This is a genomic window from Halomonas salsilacus, assembly GCF_051216275.1.
Lineage (GTDB): Bacteria > Pseudomonadota > Gammaproteobacteria > Pseudomonadales > Halomonadaceae > Halomonas.
Genome location: NZ_JBPKAQ010000001.1, coordinates 441928 through 462518, shown reverse-complemented (window position 1 = coordinate 462518; position 20591 = coordinate 441928). Strand labels below are relative to the sequence as shown.

Genomic DNA, 20591 nt, shown 5'->3' with positions numbered 1-20591 from the left:
TCAGTGTCCTCCCATCAGTTTCTCGACGGCTTCCGGGTCATCATGCACCGCGAAGCGGTCGACGATGGTAGCACTCGCCTCGTTGAGGCCCACCAGTTCCACCTCGGTGCCCTCGCGGCGGAACTTGATCACCACGCGATCCAGGGTCTGCACGGAGGTGATGTCCCAGAAGTGGGCGCGGGAGAGGTCGATGGTGACCTTCTCCACGGTCTCCTTGAAGTCGAAGGCGCCGCTGAAGTGCTCGGAGGAGGCGAAGAACACCTGGCCCACCACCTTGTAGATGCGCCGGCTCCCTTCGTCGGCCTCTTCACTGCCGATATAAAGGATGTTGCCCACCTTGTTGGCGAAGTTCATAGCGGCGAGCAGCACGCCGACGAAGACCCCGATGGCCAGGTTGTGGGTACCGACGGTGACGATCACCGTGGCCACCATGACCATATTGGTACTCATCGGGTGCTTCTTGAGGTCCTTGATGGAGCTCCAGCTGAACGTCCCGATGGCGACCATGATCATCACCGCGACCAGCGCCGCCATGGGAATCATCGAGACCCAGTCGGCCAGGAAGACCACCATCATCAGCAGCACCACGCCGGCGATCAGCGAGGACATGCGACGGCGACCGCCGGACTTGATGTTGATCACCGACTGGCCAATCATCGCGCAGCCCGCCATGCCACCGATCAGGCCGGAGCCGATGTTGGCGATGCCCTGGCCCTTGCACTCGCGGTTCTTGTCGCTCTTGGTGTCGGTCAGGTCGTCGACGATGGTGGCGGTCATCATCGACTCGAGCAGGCCCACCACTGTCAGCATCAGCGAGTAGGGCAGAACGATCATCAGGGTCTCGAGGTTGAGGGGGACATCAGGCCACAGGAAGACCGGCAGGCTGTCCGGCAGTTCGCCCATGTCACCCACGCTGCGAATTTCCATGCCGGTGAGCAGATAGACCGACGTCAGCACCACGATGCAGACCAGCGGCGACGGGATCGACTTGCCGACTACCGGCACGAGGGGGAAGCCATAGATGATCGCCAGGCCGGCCAGGGTCATGGCATAGACGTGCCAGGTCACCCCGGTCAGTTCCGGCAGCTGGGCCATGAAGATCAGGATCGCCAGGGCGTTGACAAAGCCCGTGACCACCGAGCGCGACACGAAGCGCATCAGCTCCGCGAGCTTGAGGTACCCCGCGAGGATCTGCAGTACCCCGGTGAGCAGGGTGGCCACCAGCAGGTACTCGAGGCCATGGTCGCGGACCAGGGTGACCATCAGCAGCGCCATGGCGCCGGTGGCGCCGGAGATCATGCCGGAGCGCCCGCCGGTGAAGGCGATGATCACGCAGATGGCGAAGGAGGCGTAGAGCCCCACCTTGGGGTCGACGCCGGCGATGATGGAGAAGGCGATCGCCTCGGGAATCAGGGCCAGCGCGACCACGATTCCCGCGAGGGTGTCGCCTTTCAAGTTGGAGAACCAACTCAGCTTCATTTTTTCGTACATGCTGGGTTCCAGTCAGGTGAGTGTCTTGCCGTCAGGCGCCGGGGAATCAGGTAACGCCGAGCCGATGACCATATCGATGGCAGTCGGGGCCAGGCGTTGCCACTGCCGATTGAGTGTTGCCACTGATTCGGTATTGCCGCTAGTTATTATTGCCGCTGAGGGAGGGGTGGGCGCAATGGCGCCCGGGCATCCACAGGGTGATGCCGCACGGTGACGCCTCGATGACGAGGGCGCCGCCGCAAGGGGAGGAGAGGTGCGCTAGGGCGGCGTGGCCAGCCCGGCCAGGGGAGTCATCACGGTGTGCTGTCCCTTGTCTTGGAAGGGCGCTCGCGAGGGCGGCGCCTGGAGTTTCGTCGCGGCGCCGAGCCTCGACATGAGCCGGGTTCAAGGTCGCCTGGAAAACGAGCCGCGGATTCTAACAGGTCTTGTGCTGCACCGCACCCTTGAACCCGATTGTCAGGTGCCGCCACGGCCGGAGGGCCGTGGCGAAGTGGGGAGAGAAAGGCTCAGGTGTCGCTGCCCTCGTCAGGCGCCCTGGCGCCGGTGCGTGCCTGGGCGGCCGGCGAGGCCTTCAGGTGCCGGAAGGCCTCCATGATGTCCATGGGCAGCGGGAAGACGATGGTGGAGGCGTTCTTGTTGCTCATGTCGCTCATGGTCTGCAAGTAGCGAAGCTGCAGCGCCGCCGAGTTCTCGGCCATGACGTTGGCCGCCTCGACCAGCTTGCGCGAAGCCTGCAGTTCGCCCTCGGCGTGGATCACCTTGGCCCGGCGCTCGCGTTCGGCCTCGGCCTGGCGAGCGATGGCGCGGATCATGCTCTCGTCGAGGTCCACGTGCTTGATCTCCACGTTGGCGACCTTGATGCCCCAGCTCTCCGCCGAGCTGTCGATGATCTCCTGGATATCATTGTTGAGCTTGTCGCGCTCGGAGAGCATCTCGTCCAGGTCATGCTTGCCGAGCACCGACCGCAGGGTGGTCTGGGCCAGCTGGCTGGTCGCCATGGTGAAGTTCTCCACCTGGATGATCGCCTTCTCGGGGTCGACCACCCGAAAGTAGATCACCGCGTTGACCTTAACCGTCACGTTATCCTGGGAGATCACATCCTGTTCGGGCACGTCCATGGTGACCACCCGCAGGTCGACCACCTCCATCTTCTGGATGCCGGGGATGATGATGAGCAGGCCCGGTCCCTTGACCCCCTGGAAGCGCCCCAGGAAGAACACCACGCCGCGCTTGTACTCCGGCAGGATGCGTATGGAGGCCGCGATCAGCATGAACAGCAGCACGACCGGCACGAGATAGGAAATCAACATGGCCTGTCTCCTTGGTTAACAGGGAATGGTTTGCGGGGAAGGGTTGGCGGGAATGTTCAGCGTGAAACCCTGACGCGCCGAACGCGACGGTTCAGTGGTGCTCTTCCATTGGCTCGACCTCAACGGTCAGGCCGTCGATGCGAGAGACCCGCACCATCTGACCCTTGGCCAGCGGTTGGTCGCTGCGGGCGTTCCAGCGCTCGCCCATCAGCCTCACGTGGCCCTGGCCGTCGAAATCCTCGAGGACACGGGCCTCGCTGCCGACCAGTTCCTCCTCTCCCCCCTTGGCCGGGCGGCGGCGAATGCTCATGAAACGGGTCATGACCCACAGCATCAGCACCGCGGCCAGCAGGGCGATGCCGCCGATCATCGGCAGCGAGATACTCAGGTTGTCTGTATCCATCAGAATCACCGATCCAATCACGAAGGCGACAATGCCGCCGATTCCCAGGATGCCGAAACTGGGCATCAAGGCCTCGCCCACGATCAGCGCGAGACCCACCAGAATCAGCGCCAGGCCGGCATAGTTGACCGGCAGCACCTGGAAGGCGAAAAGAGCCAGCAGCAGGCAGATGATGCCGATGGTGCCCGGCACCAGGCTGCCCGGGTTGGAGAGCTCGAAGATCAACCCGTAGAAGCCGATGATCATCAGGAAGTAAGCGACGTTGGGATTGGTGATCACCGACAGCAGCTCGGTGCGCCAGTCGGGGTCGAAGCGCTCGATGCCGAGGTCAGAGGTCGCGAGGGTCAGCTCGCCGCGCTCCATCACCACCGTGCGGCCATCGATCTGCTCGAGCAGGTCCTCGACGTCGCTGGCCACCACGTCGATGACGCTTTTCTCCAGCGCCTCCCGGGAGGTTAGATTGACCGCCTCTCGCACCGCCTCCTCGGCCCAGTCGGCGTTGCGGCCGTGCCGTTCGGCCAGGCCGCGGATGTAGTAGACGGCGTCCTCCAGCACCTTGCGCTCCATGGCGGTCTCGCCGCGGCGCGGGCCGGTAGCGGGCTCGCTTCGGGTGTCGTCTTCGGCGGAGGCTTCCTCCTCGTCCAGCGACATTGCCTCATCGTTCTCGGCCACTGCCTCACCGTCTTCCCCGGCAGCGTCGGCGGCATCCTCCGGCTCTTCCGCCCTGGCTCCGCCATCGCCGTCGTCGTCGTCATCGCCACCCAGTCCCGGCAGGCCGCCGCCCCCCATCTGCACCGGCGTGGCCGAGCCCAGATGGGTGGAGGGCGCCATGGCCGCCACGTGACTACCGTAGAGCAGGTAGGTGCCGGCGCTGGCCGCCCGGGCGCCGCTCGGCGACACAAAGATGGCCACCGGCACCGGCGAGGTCAGCATGGCGCGAATCATGTCGCGCATGGAGGCGTCGAGGCCGCCGGGCGTATCCATCTGCACCACCACGATCTCGGCATTGCCCTCGGCGGCCCGTCTCAAGCCGCGCTTGAAATAGTCGCTGGTGGCGGGGCCAATGGCGCCCTCGACGGTCATCACCAGCGCCGTACGCTCATTCTGCTGAGCCTGAACCACCGCCTGGAAGAGGGCCAGGAAGACGCCCAGCGCCAGGCAGCAGAAGCTGAACAGGAGGAAACGTCGTCCGATCAGGGCGGCATGAATTCGGCTCATGGTGATCTTCTCTGCGCGACCCGTACAATGGGTGTGAGTGTCGGCTTGACCCCTGGTTCAGAAAGCAAGTTCAGAAAGCAAGTTCAGAAAAATGGTTCAGGAACTCAGTTCGGCCGATACCCATATCAGCGTAGATGCTGACCAGCGGATGTGTAAGGAATACCAAGCTCTCTCGACCTTCCATGGATGCCGATTTTCCGACACCGAGGAGTGACATGACGGATTCCGTCCCCTGCCCGGACGCCCGACTCGACTCGCACGATGCCCTGGCCGGGGCCCTGGCTCGCGCCGGCCTGGCCAGAGACATACGTGCCATGCGCCCGATGGCCGATACCGGGCTGGCCCATACCCACGTGTGGCTTTCGCGAGACGCCATCGACTGGGTGGCACGCCTGCCCAAGCAGAGCCAGATGGGGCTACCCGCTGACGAGAACCTTGCCTACCAGGCGGCCTGCTTCGCCCGCGCCAGCCAGAGCGGCCATGCGCCGGCGCTGCATGCGGTGCTGCCGCCCGGGCCGGAGCTGCCCCGCGGCGGCCTGCTGGTCAGCGCGATCCGTGGGCGGCCGGCCCGACTCCCGGACGACCTGCCCGCTATCGCCGAGGCGCTGGCCGCCATCCACGGCCTGGAGGTGCTTACCGCTGCGGACCGCCCTCCCCTCCACGCCCCCGCTGACCCCTGGCGCGCCATGCGCGAGGAGGTGGCCAGACAGGCGGAGTGGCTCGGCCACGCCGGGCTCTCCCGGGAGGCCCGGGCACGGATCGAGGGCGAGCTTGCCAACCTGCCGAAGCACCTGCCGACAGGGCCCGGCATGGCACCCTGCTTGATCAGTTTCGACGCCCATCCTGGCAACTTCCTGATCACCGACTCGGGGCGCGCGGTGCTGGTGGACCTGGAGAAGTGCCGCTATGGCCTGCCGGGCTTCGATCTGGCCCACGCCACGCTCTATACCTCCACCACCTGGGACCTGAACAGCTGCGCCGTGCTGAGCCCAGAAGAAGTGGCAGACTTCTATCGCCGCTGGCGTCGCGGCGGGGGTCCCGCCAGCGATACCACCGCACTGTTGGCCTGCCGCCGGGCCATGTGGCTGTGGTCCCTGACCTGGTGCGCCAAGTGGCGGACCCAGCACCGACGTAACCGCGATACCGATGCCTCCGGCGAGGACTGGTCGGCCGAGCTCAGCGACGATGCCCTGTTGGCCCATGTCCGCGATCGGGTCGACCACTACCTCTCCCCGGCGGTGATCGATCGCGTGGGCGATGAACTGGATGAACTCCGGGTCGACCTGGGCGACTGATACCCTTCCCGACCCACCCGACAAGGACTGCCCGAATGCCAATCCGCCCCCTTGCCTTGCTTCCCGCCCTTTCCCTGCTGCTCGCTGCGCCTCTCCAGGCCGCGCCCGACACCACCGACTGGGAGGCGGTGCTCGAGCAGGCCCGGGGCCAGAGCGTCTACTGGTATGCCTGGGCCGGCGAGGAGCGCACCAACGACTACATCCAGTGGACCGCCGACCGGGTCGCCGAGCGATTTGATATCGACCTGGTGCACGTCAAGCTCAGCGATACCGCCGAGGCGGTATCCCGGGTGCTGGCCGAGAAGCAGGCCGGCAACGACGATCGCGGCAACGTGGACATGATCTGGATCAACGGCGAGAACTTCGCCACCATGAAGGCCAACGACCTGCTGTTCGGTCCCTGGTCGGAGCAGTTGCCCCACTATCCGCTTACCGACCCCGAGAACACACCGGCGGTCCGCTACGATTGGACGATCGCGGTGGACGGCCTCGAGTCGCCCTGGAGCAGCTCCCAGGTGGTGTTCTACTACGACACGGCGCTGGTCGATGCCCATCCTCGCAGCATGTACGGCCTTCTCGACTGGGCGCGGGACAACCCCGGCGAGTTTACCTACGCCCGGGTCCCCAACTTCCTCGGCAACGCCTTCATCACCCAGGCGTTGCTCGAACTGACCGAGGAGACAGACATCCTTTATCGGCCCATGCAGGAAGCCGACTTCGACGCGGTAACGGCCCCGCTCTGGACCTTCCTCGATGAGCTGCACCCGCTGCTGTGGCGGAGTGGCCGCGCCTTTCCCGCCAACAGCTCGGAGCTGCGCCGCCTGATGGGCGACAGCGAGATCAGCATTGCCCTATCCTTCAGCACTACCGAGGCCTCGGGTGCCATCGCCAACTTCGAACTGCCCGACAGCGTCCGCAGCTATGTGCATGACCACGGCATGATCGGCAACATGAGCTTCATGGCGATCCCCTACAACGCCCAGCACAAGGCCGGCGCCATGGTGGTAGCCAACTACCTGCTGAGCCCCGAGGCCCAGGCCCACAAGCAGGACCCGCGGGTATGGGGCAGCAACACGGTGCTCGCGCTTGAGACCCTCGACGAGGCCGACCGCGCCCGGTTCGACGACATCGATCTGGGCATCGCGACCCTGTCGCCGGACGAACTCGGCGAGGTGCTCGGCCAGCCTCACCCCACCTGGGTCGACGCCCTGGCCGAGGCCTGGCAAGAACGCTACGTCGGCCGCTGATCGGCGGGTAGCGCGATGCTCAGACTCGCCCCCTGGTTGATCACCCTTCTGTTGGTAGGTCCGATCCTGGCCGGTCTGGCCATGGCCCTGCTGCCCGCCTTCGGCTACCTGCCAGCGCTGGGTGGGGAAACCTTCAGCCTTACGCCCTGGCGGGAGCTGTTCGTCCAGCCCGGCCTGGCAAGGTCGGTAGGGATAAGCTTCGCCAGCGGCCTGGTCACCACGGCCATATCGCTGACGGTGGTGCTCCTGTTCCTCGCCGGGGCCTCGGGTAATCGACTGGACCACTGGATCCGGCGCATGGTCTCGCCGCTGCTGTCGATTCCCCATGCAGCGGCGGCCTTCGGCCTGGCCTTCCTTATCGCCCCCTCGGGCCTGCTGGCGCGACTGGCTTCCCCCGGGCTGACCGGCTGGGAGCGACCGCCGGACCTGCTGATCGTCCAGGACCCCTGGGGGCTTTCGCTGATGGCGGGGCTCATCATCAAGGAGATTCCCTTCCTGCTGCTGATGAGCCTCGCCGCCCTGTACCAGCTCGACGCCGAGCGGCGCGTGGCGATGGCCCGATCGCTGGGCTACCGCCCGACCCTTGCCTGGTTGAAGGTGGTGGTGCCCTCGCTCTATCCGCTGATCCGCCTGCCGGTCTTCGCCGTCATCGCCTACGCCTCCTCGGTGGTGGACGTGGCGATGATCCTCGGCCCGACCCTGCCGCCGACCCTGGCGGTGTCGATCCTTAACTGGTTCAACGATCCGGACCTGTCGCGGCGCTTCATGGCCTCGGCCGGCGCCCTGCTGCAGCTGGGCGTCACCGCCGCGGCACTGGCCACCTGGTGGGGGCTGGAGTGCCTGGTGCGGCGCCTGGGCAGCGGCTGGGTGGCGGGCGGCCAGCGGCATCGTGGCGAGAGGTCACTGCGGATGGCCGGCAAGGCGTTGATCCTGCTGGCCGCGGTGACCGCCCTGGTGGGCATCGCCGGCTTGGCGCTCAACTCCCTGGCCGGTTTCTGGCGCTTTCCCGACGCCCTGCCCCAGGCCTTCACGCTCCAGCACTGGCAGCGCGCCCTGCCGTCGCTGGCTGGGCCGGTCGCTGCGACGCTGGTGATCGCCGCCGTCTCGACGCTGCTCGCCCTGGGCCTGGCCCTGGCCGCCCTGGAACATGAGCAGCGCAGCGGGCGCCACCCAGCCCAGGGACGCATGCTGTCGGCCATGGGACTGCTCTATCTGCCGCTGATCGTGCCGCAGATCGCCTTCCTGTTCGGTCTGGTGGTGGTCATGGAGTCACTGGGCACGCGCCCCACAACGTGGCTGGTGATCTTCGGCCACCTGCTGTTCGTTCTGCCCTATGTGTTCCTGTCGCTGTCGGAGGCCTATCGGCGCTTCGATCCGCGCTGGTCGAGGGTGGCCTTGACCCTGGGCGCCACGCCCGACGGCGCCTTCTGGCGCGTGCGCCTGCCGATGCTGCTGGCGCCGGTGCTCACCGCCATGGCGGTGGGCCTGGCGGTGAGCATCGGTCAGTACCTGCCTACCCTGCTGCTGGGCGCCGGACGCGTGCCCACCGTGACCACCGAGGCGGTGGCCCTGGCGGCCGGTGGCAACCGCCGCCTGATCGGCGTCTGGGCGCTGGTCCAGGCCAGCCTGCCGCTGCTGGGCTTTCTCATCGCCGTGGGATTGCCGCGGCTACTCTGGAGCAACCGACGCGGAATGCGAGGATCGCCATGACCGCCCCCTCACCCGAATGCGACCTGGTGCACGACCTGGTGTTTGATAACGTGCATATCGCCCTTCAGGGCAGGACGCTGCTGGCGCTGGATGCCCGGATCGCCCCCGGCGAGGTGCTCACCGTGATGGGCCCCTCCGGCTCGGGAAAGTCGACCCTGCTGGCCTTCGCCGCCGGCTTCCTGTCACCCGCCTTCGAGTCAGCGGGCCGGGTTCTGCTGGATGGTCATGACATCACCGCGCTACCCGCCGAGCGGCGCGGCATCGGCCTGCTGTTCCAGGATCCGCTGCTCTTCCCCCACCTCTCGGTGGCCGGCAACCTGCGCTTCGGCCTGCCCCGCGCCACTCCCGACAAGGCCGCCAGGATCGAGGCGGCACTGGCGGCGATCGGCCTGGCGGGCTTCGGCGAGCGCGACCCGGCAACCCTCTCCGGTGGCCAGCAGTCGCGGGTGGCCCTGATGCGCCTGCTGCTCTCGGCCCCCAGCGCCGTGCTGCTCGATGAGCCTTTCTCCAAGCTCGACACGGCGCTGCGTCACGAGATGCGCGAGCTGGTGTTCAGCAGGCTGCGCGAAGCGGGGCTGCCCAGCCTGCTGGTTACCCACGACCACCAGGACGCAGCAGCGGCGAGCGGTCGGATCATCACCCTCGAGTAACGCGCCCCGCTCCGCGACGCCAGGCAAAGTAGCGCTCAAGCCAGCCCAGCAGACGCTCGGGCTTGTGGGCATTCTTCCACACGCCGGCGGTCGCCTTCACCGCCTCGCTGCGGGTGGGATAGGGGTGAATGATGGACAGCAGGCGGTTGAGCCCGATCCCGCGGGTCATCGCCAGGGTGAAGGTGGCCAGCATCTCGCCGGCCCCCTCACCGACGATGTTGGCGCCGAGGATGCGGTCGCTACCGGGGGGAGTGAGCACCTTGACGAAGCCCCCGCTCTCGGCCTCGGCCAGGGCGCGGTCGAGCTCGCTCAGCGCATAGCGGGTCACCTCATAGTCGAGCCCCTGCTCGCGGGCTTCACGCTCGTTGAGCCCCACCCTCGCCACTTCGGGAGTGGTGAAGGTCACCGCCGGCAGCGCCCGGTAGCTGACCCGAAAGCGCCTGACCTCGCCGAACAGCGCATTGACCGTGGCATGCCAGGCCTGGTGGGCCCCGGCATGGGTCAACTGGTAGGGCCCCGCCACGTCGCCGCAGGCCCAGACGTTGGGCAGCACGCTACGCAGCGTCTCGTCCACGTCCAGGGTGCCGTTGCCGCGAGTGTCGATGCCAAGTGCCTCGAGCCCCATGCCGGTGACGTTGGCCTCGCGACCCACGGCCACCAGCAGGTGCGTGAAGGGAACAAGCTCGCGGTGGCCGTCGGCGTTCGCCACCTCCAGTGCCGAGCCTGCCGCGTCCGCCACCACCCCCAGCGCCCGGTGACCCATCAGGACCCGAACGCCGTCCTCGCCCATGGCAACCTGAAGCGCTTCGGCCACCTCCGCATCCTCCCGGGGCAGCAGCTGGCCGGCCGACTCCACCAGGGTGACCCGGCTCCCCAGCAGGGCGAAACTCTGCCCCAGCTCGCAGCCGATCGGCCCCCCGCCGAGCACCAGCAGTCGTTCGGGCAGCTCCTTGAGCCGCCACAGGGTGTCGGAGGTGAGCACCTCGACCGACTCGATGCCGGGCAGTTCGGGCACCCGGGGCCGCGCCCCGCTGGCGATGATGACATGGCGTGCGGTCAGGGTGCGCTCCCCTTCCGGTGTCATCACCCGCACCTGCCAGGGGGTCACCAGGCTCGCCTCACCCTTGATTACCTCCACCCCGAGGCTCTCGTAGCGCTCGACGCTGTCGTGGGGCGCAATGGCCTCGATGGCGCCCTGCACATGGCCCATCACGGCGGCGAAGTCCACGCTCGGCTCGGCCACCTGGACACCGAAGCGGGAGGCGCCACGCACTTCCCGAACGGAGCGCGCGGCGCGGATCAGCGCCTTGGAGGGCACGCAGCCGGTGTTGAGGCAGTCTCCGCCCATCTGCTCGCGCTCCACCAGGGTGACCCTGGCGCGCACCGCCGCGGCGATATAACTGGCCACGAGCCCCGCGGCACCGGCGCCGATCACCACGACGTCGCGATCGAAGCGCGCCGGGCGCCGATAGCGACGCGCCAGGGCGCGACGCCTGACCAGCGCCACGAGGCCCTTGGCCAGCCAGGGAAAGAGGCCGATCAGCACGAAGGAGGCCACCAGAGAAGGCGAGAGGATATCGCCCAGGGCCTGCAGCTCGGCCAGCTCATTGCCGGCGTTCACGAACACCGCCGTGCCCGCCAGCATGCCCACCTGGCTGACCCAGTAGAAGGTGGCCAATCGCATCCGCGTCAGCCCCATCACCAGGTTGATCACGAAGAAGGGGAACAGCGGGATCAGCCGGAGGGTGAAGAGGTAGAGCGCCCCTTCACGGCGGATCCCGGCATTGATGCGCTTCAGTTGCCTGGCATAGCGCCGTTCCAGGGGCTCACGCAGCAGGGTCCGCGCAATCAGCGCCGCCAGGGTCGCGCCCAGGGTGCTGGCGAAGGAGACGATCAAGAGCCCCCAGCCCAGGCCGAACAGGGCGCCGCTCAACAGGGTCATCAGAGTAGCGCCCGGCAGGGAGAGCCCCGCCATGACCACGTAGAGCAGGAAGAAGCCACCGATGACGGTGACGGGCTCCCGCGCCAGCCAGGCCTGGAAGCGGGCCTGCTCCGCCTGCAGGGTCTCCAGCGTCAGGAAATCGCTGGCTCCGGACAGGAAGAAGGCCGCCACGGCGGCGACTATCACTAATACGAGCAATAGACGGCGAGATCTCATCTGGCCTCCTTGGTGGCCGGGAAGGGGTTGCTTGCCCCACGGGGGCATGCCTGAATGAGTCGCCAGCGGGTCATCATCCTTACAGGCCCGGCCCGGGATGAAAGGTCCAATCCGATCATGCGACCAAGACAGGCGTCAGCATGACCCGCTGGCTATGCCCATTACGATAGCGAGAGAGACGATGCCTGCGCCGACGCTGAGCCTGATCATGCCCGTCCTGGACGAGGCCTCGACCATCGCCGCCACCCTCGATTTCCTGCAGCCGCTGATCCAGCGGGGGGTGGAGGTGATCGTGGTGGACGGTGGCAGCCACGACGACACCGCCGCCCTGGCCGCGCCGCTCTGCACTCGGGTGGTCGATGCCCCCCGCGGCCGCGCCCGGCAGATGAACCGGGGGGCGGCGGCGGCCGGGGGCGACGTGCTGCTCTTCCTGCACGCCGATACCCGCCTGCCCGAAGACGCCGACCGCCTGATCGACGCCGCGCTGGCGGGCCGGCAGTGCTGGGGGCGCTTCGACGTCTGCCTGGAGGGGACGACCCGCCTGCTACCGGTCATCGCCATCGCCATGAACCTGCGCTCACGCCTGACCGGCATCGCCACCGGTGACCAGGCGCTGTTCATGACCCGCGAGGCCTTCGACGCGGCGGGCGGCTTTCCCGACCAGCCGCTGATGGAGGACATCGAGATGTCGCGACGACTGAAGCGCCTCTCACCGCCCGCCTGCCTGCGTCAGAAGGTGGTGACCAGCGGCCGTCGCTGGGAGCAGCAAGGCGCCCGGCGCACGATCCACCTGATGTGGCGGCTGCGCTGGCGCTACTGGCGGGGCGCATCGCCGGAAAGCCTGGCCCGGGAGTATCGCCATGTGCGCTGATGCCGGGGTATCGCTCGCCGTCCTGGCCAAGGCACCGATCCCCGGGCGGGTCAAGACGCGGCTGATTCCGGCCTGCGGTGCCCAGCGGGCCACCTTCGTTCATGGCCAACTGCTGCGCCACACCCTGGAAGTGGCCTGCGCCGCCCTGCCCGTCGGGCGCCTGACCCTGTGGACTGCGCTGGACCACGCCCACCCGCTGTTCCTGGAACTCGCCGAACGCCACCACATCGTCCTGCGCCCCCAGCCCGAGGGCGACCTGGGGCAACGCATGCATGCCGCCCTGTCCGCGGCCGACGGCCCGGCCATGGTGATCGGCAGCGACTGTCCGGTGCTCACCCCGGCGCTGCTGCACCGCTGCGCCGAGGCGCTGGAGGATCACGACGCCGTCTGCTTGCCGGCCGAGGACGGCGGCTATGCGCTACTCGGCTTGCGCCGGGCCCATCGGCACCCCTTCAGCGACATCGACTGGGGCACCGGGAGCGTGATGACCCAGACGCGCAAACGTATCGCGGCGCTCGGCTGGCGCCTGACCTGCCCGGAAACCGTCTGGGACGTCGACGTCCCAGAGGATCTGATCAGGCTGTCGACGTCGCATCCGGCACTGGCGGAAGCGGTCTGAATCCGTAAGCACCGCTCGACTCAGTGAGGCGTGTTGCCCGCCAGTCCCGCCAGACCCAAAACCCAAAACCCGGAGCCTGCATGCGATGACAAACCAGAGACGCCCGGAAGACGACGTCACCCTGGCAGCGTCCCCGACCCGCATGGAACGACTGCCGGCGGTCAGGAGAGCGCTTCGAGACCGACTTCGATGAGGGCGCCAGTGACAACCAACTGACGTCCATAGACTGATCAACAATGGCGAAAAGCGCCGCGGCCATCACACCCCCTCAGCCGTGACGGGCACCCGCATGGCTTCCCGCCGCCAGTGGCGCAGGGTCGAAGGGTGGACGCCGAAGGACTCGGGCAGTGAGACCCCGAGCCGCTCGGCCAGCAGGGCGAGGATCGCCATATGGTGGATCGTATGGCTGGTCAGGAAGGCCAGCTCTCGCTCGATAGTGGAGCCGAGTGACAGGCGGTCCTCATCGAGGGGGTAGTCCAGGGTCAGTCGAGACGACGGCTGTCGGTCGACCAGCGCTATCAGCGAGGCCTCGAGGGAGGCCAGCCGCTCTGAGGCCCGGGTTGGCCAATGTTCGAGCATCTCGTCACGGCGGCGATGCTCATAGTCGATTTGCTCCCCCCCGGCGCCTTCCAGGCCGGCGAGCAGTGCATCATAGTGATCGATGATGTGACGAACGTGCACGCCAAGGGTGTGACGGCCCCCCGGACCGGAGGGCTGTCGGTAAGTGGCAGGCATCAACTCATGCAGCAGCCCCCTCAGCTGGGCAAGCGCCAGGAGATTCTCCTCGATGAGCCCTTCCAGAGAGGGGGACAATTCAAGTGAAGGCTGTGTCATCGCCGGGATCTCCTGATTCCTGAGCGGGTGGCGCTGAAGCATCGGGGAAGTCCGGACCGGCGCCCATGGCGCACGGCCCGGCCTTCAGCCTGTCGATTGTTGAGCGTCAGTTCCCGGCTTCGCCTTCCGCTTCGGCCTCGGCTTCAGCTGCTTCATCCTCGCCTTCGGCCCCACTCTCCTTCTCTCCTAAAGCCTCATGCTCGGGTTCATCTTCCGCCGTCCCCTCGCTCTCTATGACAGCCTCACCCTCGGCCTCTGCGACATCTTCACGCTCGATTTCTCCTGCCGCCTCGCCTGCCGCTTCGGTTTCCGGGTCGGCGTGGTGAGCCTCGGCCAGCATCAGGGGCGCTTCCTGGCCGCTGGTATAGGTGGGCTCGGCGGCCGTGTCGCTGGCCACCGCCTGGAAGGCAGCACCGCTGGCGACCAGCAGCAGCGCCGGCGTCGCGTATCCCAGCCGGCGACCCAGCCGCCCCAGCAGGTTACGGCGTTTCTCGTCTTGTAGTGTCATGGTCATGACCTCTTCAATGGTGCATCTCGCGATGCGCTAGGCGATATGCAAACGCATGCCGCCGTACAGTAAAGTCAGCCTCCATGGTGGGGCTGGCTTTCCCTCGGCGACGCCTTGCGAACGGGCATCGCCATCAGCTCGGTACCCCGTGACTGGCCAGGCGACTTGCTAGCACCCGATGCCTCTCATCCCCTCGCCACGGCGGGGTCGACAATACGGGCGTCGGATTCGACTGGGCTGGCCAGCCAGTCGGCCAGGGAGACGGAAACGTTGTCGTGATCAGAGTCCCCCACGGCAAGGCGCTCCAGTCTGGCCACCCACTCGCCCAAGTCGGCCACCTCGTCTGGCGTCAGGGTCTCGCCCGGTGCCGCGACACAGCACGGTAGCAGGGCACCGAGCACATCCAGCACACCGGCGTTGGCCAGAAAATCGTCGGTATCGGCGGGCACCAGCACCCCGCGGATCGCCACCCTGGGAGGCGGCATCGGCCAGGGGTCGCCGGAGAGGGTCATCAACGGCAGGCCCAGCGGCTCGGCCACCTCGGGGGCCGACAGAGACAACCGCACGCCGCGGGTCAGCGTCGCGCTCGTTGCCTTCAACCGCTGGATCATCTCCTGGCACTCGGTCTCGTCGAACATCAGGCAGAGCACGCCGCCCCCTTCCTTGGTGACCAGCAGGTGGGCGTCGATCACCGGGTGACCGGGCCGCGCGGCCTGGATGACGAGGTGTGCCAGCAGGGCCGGGGTGAGTTGAGTCAGTGTCAGTCGTGACCTGACCACCTCATCGTCGGCCACCAGGGCATAGCCGGCCGTCTCGCGCAACACGGCCAGGCGGGGCAACCGGCTAGCCATCGCGTCGTCCAGCGGCGCGAGTCGCTCTTTGAACATCGCCGATAGCCTGGTCAGGGCGGCAGGGCTGCTGATGTTAAGCGACCAGCGTCGGCCATCGTGGTTCAGCTGCATGAGGCGTTCCTCGGGAGACTCCGCCACCGGCTCGGCCAGTGTGGCGACATTATCCGGCCTCATGACCATCGCTTCCCCACGCTGGCAAAGCAACCCCTCGCGGCACCAGTCCCCCAGGGTGGACCAGACCTCCTTGCGCAGCGCTTGTGGGGCCGGCGTGCCGCCCCCCTCCGTGGCGGCCAGCAGCGCCTGGACAATGGCGTCGGGGTCGAGCCCCTCGGTGGCCAGCAGCCAGATCAAGGTTGCCGTCTCGTTGGGCCGGTAGTAACGCCCGCTGCGGGTGGCATACAGTGCAAGCTGGTCATCCTGCAGAAGCTCCGCCGCATGGCGACGGCGCAGCACAGGCCGCGTTACAGGCTGCCGCGCCAGTCCCTCGGCCAATTGCAGGTCGTCCAGGCTAGGCAGCAAAAAAAACGGCAAGTAGCGGGATGGCGTCTCCGAAGGCAGTAGACGCAGGAAGCCCCCGGCCCGTGACTGCTCCGCCTCGGTCTCGGCGACCAGGCGAGCCATGGTATCCCCTTCGCCGGCTGCCGTCGGTGTGGCGTCAATGCCGGCAAGATCCAGCAGCCTGACCATATCGCGCACCAGGCCACCCTTGACCGCCTCCTCGACCCGCCCGCCATGCTCCGGGGAGGCGCAGATCCCCAGCGACGGGCTGAGATTGCACTCGAGTATCCAGGGCGTGAGGGTATCGTCTACCAGGCAGTCGAGCCCCAGCAGCTCGTAGCAGCCGCGCGGGTCGGCCCCCACCTCGGCGGTGCGTTGGCGCATGGCGTCTACCGCCGCGATGGCCGTCAGGGCCACCAGGTCGTGGATACGGGCGAAGAGACGATCGTCGTCATGCCCCTGATCGCGCAGCCAGGCTCGATAGCGGTCGAGGTCGATGAACTCCACCGGCACCTCGACGCGGTCATTGAGGGCATTGATGTCCGGGTTGGTCAACTGGCTGTAGGGGTTGTCGGTGTCATCGGGATCCCAGGGCTCCGAGGCCAGCTTGGCAAAGCCCTGCCGGTAGAGATAGACGCGCAGCGGTTCAAGCGAACTGATCAGCACATAGAGACGCAGCACATACTTGTGTCCGCGAATGGTATGGGGGTTCGCCAGGTATTCCTGCACCATCCAGTCGCGTGCCAGCGGCGCATCGCCCGGGTCGCGCAGCACCCGCACGCCCTTGCCCTTGGAGGCATTGGTCGGCTTGAGGATCCAGCGCTGGCCGGGGTTGGCCAGGGCCGCCGCCTGCAGGGCGTGGTAGTCGTGGGGCATTACCCAGGAACGTGGAAAGAACGCCAGCCGCGACGCCTGTTCACTCTCTGCGCCGTAGCTCTCCATGATGCGCTCGCGAAGCGTGGAGAGACTCTCGTGGAGACGGCTCTTGACGGTCAGCGCGGCATTGCCCGGGAAGTGGTTGATCCGGCGTGCCGGCGAGACCCGCCGGAACTGCGCGGAATCCGGCATGCCGGTGACCCAGCCGGCGTCCCAGTCCTGCTCGTCCCCGGCCTCCCAGCCCAGCAGTTCCAGGGCCTCGCGGAAAAAACGATCCTGCTCGGCGGCTCGTTGGCCGCCCAGCCAGAAACGCCGGGTCGGCGAATGCTGCTCGATCATGCGGGAGTCTCCTCTCCGCCGTAGCGAAGGTGATGGTGTGCACCCTTGTAAGTGTGTCGTCGGATGTGCAGGCTCCTTACAGCGATAGCAACTCCCATGCGATCTGTCGCTGACAACCTTAAATTGCCGTCGACACACTCCTCGGAGTCAGCCTCCAGCAGTATCACATGAATAGAATATTCAAATTTATTTATATACTATGATAGAATATCTGTGTCAGAAAGCCTTCTTGGCGAGGAAGCGCTATCCCGTTGCAGGATGACGGTCATGCTCCATTTCCGACGAGGAAGATTCCTTATGCGATCCCGACTGATCCTGGCCGCGAGCGCCCTGGCCATTGCCGGCCCGGTCTACGCCCTACACCCCGCACCGCTGGTCGAGGCCGAGTGGCTCAACGAGCAGTTGGGCAGCGATGGCCTGGTGGTGCTCGACGTACGCTCTTCCATCGATGACGGCGGCGACCATGCCGCCTTCGAGTCCGCCCGTATTCCCGGCAGCCGCTACAGCAGCTATACCGATGCCGGCTGGCGTGAAACACGCGGCAACGTGGCCGGCCTGCTCTCGGACGTCGCCGACCTGGAGGCGCTGATCGGCGGTCTGGGCATCGCCAACGACGACACCGTGGTGGTGGTCGCCGGCGGCACGGGGCCCACCGATTTCGGCAGCGCCGCGCGGATCTACTGGACCTTCAAGGTGCTGGGCCACGACGAGGTGACGATCCTCAACGGCGGCTTCGCCGGCTGGGAGCAACAGGGCTTCGAAGTCGCCAGCGGATCGGCGAGCGCCCCGGAGACAGCCGACTTCTCGGGGACGCTGCAGGAGCCGCTGCTGGCCACCACCGAGGAGGTGGAAGCGGCCCGCCAGGCCGGTGAGCCGCTGGTGGATGCCCGTCCGCCGGGCTTCTTCACCGGCGAGACCCAGTCGCCGGCGACCCGCGCCCCTGGCACCATCCCGGGGTCGGTCAACCTGCCCCATGACGGCGCCCTGGTCGAGGGCGATGGCGCCTACTACCTGGAGCCCGAGCGGCTGAACGCCACTATCGATGCAGTGGGGCTGGATCGCCAGGCTCCCACCGTGGCCTTCTGCAACACCGGCCACTGGGCCGCCAGCGGCTGGTTCCAGCTCAGCGAGCTCGGCGGCTTGGAGAACGTCACCATGTACGACGGCTCCATGGCCGAGTGGACTCAGGACGACGCGCGCCCCATGCAGCTGGCCGACGGTGGCATCGTCAGCGTGGGGGAACTGATCAACTGAGGCCACCCGGCTCGCCTGGCTCCCCCGATAAAGCAACACCCCGCGTCCCAAGGGCCGCGGGGAGCTTGTGTATGGCCTGTGGTACCGGCCGTCTGGAGCTATCCCAACCGCTCGGCCAAGGCGTCGAGGTCGGCGACGGTCATGTCCGGCTCGACGCCCCAGGGGTCGAAGGGTGCCTCCAGGCTGCGACGCACCCAGGTGGCGTGCAGGCCGGCATGGCGGGCCCCGATCACGTCGAAGGGGTTGCTGGAGATCAGCCAGGTATCCCCCGGCGCCACCTCGAGACGGTTGCGCAGGTGCGCATAGACCGCCGGGTCCGGCTTGAAGCGCTTGATCTCGTCGACACTGACCACGTCATCGAAGTGCCCGCGAATCCCCGCCTGCTTGAGCAACCCCTCCACCGCCTCCGAGGTGCCATTGGAGAAGGCCACGCAGCGCACCCCCGCCTCGGCCAGGCGCTCCAGGGCCCCGGCGGCCTCGGCAAAGGCCGGCAGCCTGGCGTAGATCGCCATCAGGTGCTCCTTGTCGACATCGGCCAGACGGGTCTGCAGGGCGCGGTCGGTGAACTCCAGCGCCTCCCGGGTGCACTGGTCGAAGGGCACGTAGGCGCCCATCAGGCCCCGCCGGAAGCTGTACTCCAGCTGTTTGTCCCGCCAGCGCCGCGAGAACTCCGCGGCCAGCTCTCCCTTGCCGGCCGCGCCGAGCCGTGTTTCCAGCTCGGCCACCACGCCATGGGTGTCGATTAGGGTGCCGTAGACATCGAAGGCCAGTACCGTTGCCATCGTTCACGCTCCTCGGTGGGGTATCGACATCGAGCATGAGGCCCCGGGGTTCGTGGCTCAAGCTCTGTCCGCTCATGCTTCGAACACAAGCGTCCTGAACAGGAGCGCGCCGCGAGGTCTCCCCCGCGGCGCGCTCCTGCCCTTGTGGACGGCGGACGTTTGGTATCAGGCGCGCAGGGCCTGCACGGCGCCCTCGCGCACCAGCTCGTCGGTGACCCTGTTCACCGCCCGGCGGGTACGGGCGACGATCTCGTCGACCTCGGCGCGGGTGGCGATCAGCGGCGGCGCGAAGCCGAGGATGTCGCCCTGGGGCATGGCGCGGGCGATCAGGTTCTCGTCCAGCGCGGCGGCGGCGATACGCGGGCCGACCTTGAGCGCCGGATCGAAGTGCTTGCGCTGCTCGGGATTCACGGAGAACTCCAGGGCCGCCAGCATGCCCACGCCGCGCACGTGGCCGACGATGGGATGGTCACCGAAGGCGGTGGCCATGACCTGCTGCAGGTAGCCGCCGGTATCACGGGCGTTCACGGTGAGGCCCTCGCGCTCGATGATCGCCAGGTTGGCCAGCGCCGCCGCACAGCCCAGGGCGTGGCCGGAGTAGGTCCAGCCGTGGCCGATGGGGCCGTGCTGACCGGCGCCCTGCTCCAGCACCGCCCAGACGCGGTCACCGACGATCACGCCGGAAAGCGGCTGGTAGGCGCTGGTCAGGCCCTTCGCGACGGTGATCAGGTCGGGCTTGATGCCGTAGAAGTGGCTGCCGAAGTCGGCGCCGATGCGCCCGAAGCCGCACACCACCTCGTCGGCGATCAGCAGCACGTCGTATTTCGCCAGCACCGCCTGGATCGCCTCCCAGTAGCCCTCAGGCGGCGGCACGATGCCGCCAGTGCCGAGCACCGGCTCGCCGATGAAGGCGGCCACGGTCTCCGGCCCCTCGGCCAGGATCATCTCCTCGAGCTTCTGTGCACAGTAGTGCGAGAACTCCCGCTCGGTCATGCCCTCCTGCTCCGCGGCGCGATGGTAATAGTAGGGCGCCTCGGTATGCAGGATGCCGGACAGCGGCAGGTCGAACTGGTCGTGGAACGCCTTGAGGCCGGTCAGGGAACCGGTGGCCAGGCCCGAGCCGTGGTAGCCGCGCTGGCGAGAAATGACCTTCTTCTTCTGGGGGCGACGCAGCACGTTGTTGAAGTAGCGCACAATCTTGAGCTGGGTCTCGTTGGCATCGCTGCCGCCGAGGCCATAGTAGACCTTGGACATGCCGGGGCCGGCGAGCTCGATGATCTTCTCGGAGAGGGCGATCTGCGGCTCGTTGGAGTGGCCCACGTAGGTGTGGTAGTAGGAGAGCTCCAGGGCCTGCTGGTAGATGGCTTCGGCCACCTCGGTGCGACCGTAGCCGATGTTGACGCAGTAGAGCCCGGCGAAGGCGTCGATGAACTCGCGGCCATCCTTGTCGCGGATATGGATGCCCTTGCCACCGGTGATCACGCGTCCCGGCGCATCGCCGTGGGCGAAGTCGCGCAGATGGCTTGAAGCGTGGAAGGTCACCTTGCGATCGCGGTCGATCAGGTCCTGGTGCTGCTGGCTCATCTCGTTCTCTCTTTTCTCAAGGCTCCCCGGCGTCCCGCCGAGGAGATGTTCATCTTCGTTTGTGTTGCTAATCGGTGGACTACCAAACCGGGA

The 20591-nt window shown here is 67.2% G+C and carries 16 protein-coding genes; 7 read left to right on the top strand and 9 right to left on the bottom strand.

The features are described from left to right. The 3 genes from ACR80S_RS02075 to ACR80S_RS02065 all read right to left on the bottom strand — a co-directional run bounded on the left by ACR80S_RS02075 (position 1) and on the right by ACR80S_RS02065 (position 4422). A complete protein-coding gene (locus ACR80S_RS02075) occupies positions 1-1491 on the bottom strand; it encodes a SulP family inorganic anion transporter (RefSeq protein ID WP_435402434.1) in 1491 nt (496 codons plus the stop codon). Between the two features lie 506 nt (positions 1492-1997). Next, the gene (locus ACR80S_RS02070) at positions 1998-2801 is read right to left on the bottom strand and encodes a slipin family protein (protein ID WP_435400407.1); all 804 of its coding nucleotides are present in this window, start codon (positions 2799-2801) and stop codon (positions 1998-2000) included. Positions 2802-2892: 91 nt separating this feature from the next. Beyond that, positions 2893-4422 (bottom strand): NfeD family protein, encoded by a 1530-nt coding sequence (locus tag ACR80S_RS02065; protein ID WP_435402433.1) that lies wholly within the window; start codon positions 4420-4422, stop codon positions 2893-2895. Positions 4423-4637: 215 nt separating this feature from the next. Here ACR80S_RS02065 and ACR80S_RS02060 point away from each other — a divergent pair, with 215 nt between their 5' ends. The 4 genes from ACR80S_RS02060 to ACR80S_RS02045 are packed head-to-tail and all read left to right on the top strand — an operon-like array spanning position 4638 to position 9324. Continuing rightward, the gene (locus ACR80S_RS02060; RefSeq protein ID WP_435402432.1) at positions 4638-5717 is read left to right on the top strand and encodes an aminoglycoside phosphotransferase family protein; all 1080 of its coding nucleotides are present in this window, start codon (positions 4638-4640) and stop codon (positions 5715-5717) included. A 35-nt stretch (positions 5718-5752) separates the two neighbouring features. After that, the gene (locus ACR80S_RS02055; protein ID WP_435402431.1) at positions 5753-6964 is read left to right on the top strand and encodes an ABC transporter substrate-binding protein; all 1212 of its coding nucleotides are present in this window, start codon (positions 5753-5755) and stop codon (positions 6962-6964) included. A gap of 15 nt (positions 6965-6979) precedes the next feature. After that, on the top strand, positions 6980-8674 hold the full coding sequence (locus ACR80S_RS02050) for an ABC transporter permease (protein WP_435402430.1): 1695 nt from the start codon (positions 6980-6982) through the stop codon (positions 8672-8674). Further along, complete coding sequence (locus ACR80S_RS02045) at positions 8671-9324, top strand: ATP-binding cassette domain-containing protein (RefSeq protein WP_435402429.1); 654 nt, start codon at positions 8671-8673, stop codon at positions 9322-9324. The genes ACR80S_RS02050 and ACR80S_RS02045 overlap by 4 nt, the downstream gene beginning before the upstream one ends. Here ACR80S_RS02045 and ACR80S_RS02040 read toward each other — a convergent pair. Continuing rightward, positions 9311-11482, bottom strand: coding sequence for an FAD-dependent oxidoreductase (locus tag ACR80S_RS02040; protein ID WP_435402428.1), 2172 nt, complete (start codon positions 11480-11482; stop codon positions 9311-9313). The two genes, ACR80S_RS02045 and ACR80S_RS02040, sit on opposite strands and share 14 nt — an antisense overlap. Before the next feature lie 181 nt (positions 11483-11663). Here ACR80S_RS02040 and ACR80S_RS02035 point away from each other — a divergent pair, with 181 nt between their 5' ends. After that, a complete protein-coding gene (locus ACR80S_RS02035) occupies positions 11664-12353 on the top strand; it encodes a TIGR04283 family arsenosugar biosynthesis glycosyltransferase (RefSeq protein WP_435402427.1) in 690 nt (229 codons plus the stop codon). After that, the gene (locus tag ACR80S_RS02030) at positions 12343-12972 is read left to right on the top strand and encodes a TIGR04282 family arsenosugar biosynthesis glycosyltransferase (RefSeq protein WP_435402426.1); all 630 of its coding nucleotides are present in this window, start codon (positions 12343-12345) and stop codon (positions 12970-12972) included. The genes ACR80S_RS02035 and ACR80S_RS02030 overlap by 11 nt, the downstream gene beginning before the upstream one ends. 258 nt (positions 12973-13230) lie before the next feature. On the opposite strand, the gene ACR80S_RS02025 is transcribed toward ACR80S_RS02030, so the two are convergent. From ACR80S_RS02025 to ACR80S_RS02015, 3 genes are all read right to left on the bottom strand, one after another. Beyond that, positions 13231-13806, bottom strand: coding sequence for a DinB family protein (locus tag ACR80S_RS02025; RefSeq protein ID WP_435402425.1), 576 nt, complete (start codon positions 13804-13806; stop codon positions 13231-13233). 106 nt (positions 13807-13912) lie between these two features. Further along, positions 13913-14314: a hypothetical protein gene (locus ACR80S_RS02020; protein ID WP_435402424.1), complete on the bottom strand. Its 402-nt coding sequence runs from the start codon at positions 14312-14314 to the stop codon at positions 13913-13915. Between the two features lie 185 nt (positions 14315-14499). Beyond that, on the bottom strand, positions 14500-16878 hold the full coding sequence (locus ACR80S_RS02015; protein WP_435402423.1) for a PqqD family peptide modification chaperone: 2379 nt from the start codon (positions 16876-16878) through the stop codon (positions 14500-14502). A 297-nt stretch (positions 16879-17175) separates the two neighbouring features. Here ACR80S_RS02015 and ACR80S_RS02010 point away from each other — a divergent pair, with 297 nt between their 5' ends. Continuing rightward, positions 17176-18132, top strand: coding sequence for a sulfurtransferase (locus ACR80S_RS02010; protein WP_435402422.1), 957 nt, complete (start codon positions 17176-17178; stop codon positions 18130-18132). 98 nt (positions 18133-18230) lie between these two features. On the opposite strand, the gene ACR80S_RS02005 is transcribed toward ACR80S_RS02010, so the two are convergent. Next, positions 18231-18914 carry a haloacid dehalogenase type II gene (locus ACR80S_RS02005; RefSeq protein ID WP_435402421.1) on the bottom strand — a complete coding sequence of 228 codons (684 nt, stop codon included), beginning with the start codon at positions 18912-18914 and terminating at the stop codon, positions 18231-18233. A 165-nt stretch (positions 18915-19079) separates the two neighbouring features. Then, on the bottom strand, positions 19080-20498 hold the full coding sequence (locus tag ACR80S_RS02000) for an aminotransferase (protein ID WP_435402420.1): 1419 nt from the start codon (positions 20496-20498) through the stop codon (positions 19080-19082). Between the last annotated feature and the right edge of the window lie 93 nt (positions 20499-20591).